This is a genomic window from Oleiphilus sp. HI0117 (assembly GCF_001635235.1).
This window is the reverse complement of record NZ_LWGA01000213.1, coordinates 1-1,378: the sequence shown is the minus strand read 5'-3', so window position 1 is coordinate 1,378 and position 1,378 is coordinate 1. Positions and strand designations below refer to the sequence as shown.

The window sequence follows — 1,378 nt, the reverse complement described above, 5'->3', positions numbered from 1 at the left end:
CTCAAGGATGTTTTTAGGTGGTCATCGAAGGTATCAACTGAACAATTGCTTGGCAAGGAGGTCATTGGCACAAGCAGAATGATTTCTGCGTCGAGACTGTTTGCCATTTCCTTATTGAGCACGCTGGTATGAGCTTCGTCTGTTGTTGGAACGATTCCTTCAATGATTATTACATCGTACAGCTTTTTTATCTTATGGAAGTTTTCGATTACTTCTTCCATAAGAAGGTCTTTGTCGCCGCGTGTAAGGTAATCTTGTGCTGTCTTCAGTGGAATAGGCTTTGGGCTGTCGATATGATTGATTGCATTAGCAAAGTGGACGGAGTGATCGGGGCGGCTTTGGGTAATTTGTGTAATCGGCTTAAAAAAACCAACTCTTACACCTATCTGGTCAAGCGCTCTGAGTAGGCCAAGGCTGACGGATGTTAAGCCGGCATTTTTAGCGGTTGGTGCAATAAAAAATGACTTAGACATATTAGACTTTCCTTAAATCTGTTCTCAAATATTCTAAGGGTTTGAGAGCATAATGGTTCGTTGCAATAGCTGGTAGAAGTGGCCGCATAGCATTTGTTATATTAGCGATAGAGTGTCTTCTACAATCATAGCTTCTTCGTCAGTTGGGATGACGAGTACCGGGATAGATTGGTCTTCATGAATAGAAAGCCCGTTGTAGCATTCGTTACGTGAAGAAGGCTGATTGTTTGCTGCATGGTTAATAGTAAAGCCGAAAATTGACAAGTGTTTGACAATTTTTTGCCTAACGACAGCTGAGTTCTCGCCAATTCCACCGGTGAACACCAGTGCATCTATTTGTTCTAGTGAGGCCATCATGCCGGCCAGGTGTTTGGCAGCTCTAAAGCAAAATACCTCCAAAGCAAGTTTGCATTGGGTATGACCTTCATCTGCCTTCTCACAAATTGTGCGCATATCGTTGCTCAGCTCAGATATACCGAGTAAACCGCTTTGCTTGTTTAGGAGTTCGGATATCTCCTCGGGCGAGTAATTCTGACTGATTAGAAAGTCAAAAATACCTGGGTCTATGTCGCCAGATCGGGTGCCCATTACAAGCCCTTCAAGTGGGGTCATGCCCATACTTGTATCAGCGCTTTTACCGTTTTTTATTGCCGCAACACTTGCGCCGTTACCCAGGTGAGCGGTAATAATGTTTAGCTCTGGCAATGACTTATTTATCGTTTCAGATGCACGCTTAGCAATATAGCGGTGACTGGTACCGTGAAAACCATAGCGGCGAACATTATGTTCAGAATAAAGCTTGTAGGGTAGTGCGTAAGTATAAGCTTTGGCTGGCATTGTTTGATGGAATGCCGTATCAAATACTGCAACTTGTGGGAGATTAGGGTGCAGCACTTGTAAGCTCT

Annotated in this window: 2 protein-coding genes; both read right to left on the bottom strand. The window is 43.8% G+C overall.

The annotated features are described in order from the left end of the window. Positions 1 to 473: AAA family ATPase (locus A3757_RS02675; protein WP_156506128.1), on the bottom strand; the 473-nt coding region annotated here is incomplete at its 3' end. 96 nt (positions 474 to 569) lie between these two features. Continuing rightward, on the bottom strand, positions 570 to 1,378 hold an 809-nt coding region (locus A3757_RS02670), incomplete at its 5' end, for an acetate/propionate family kinase (protein ID WP_068739132.1).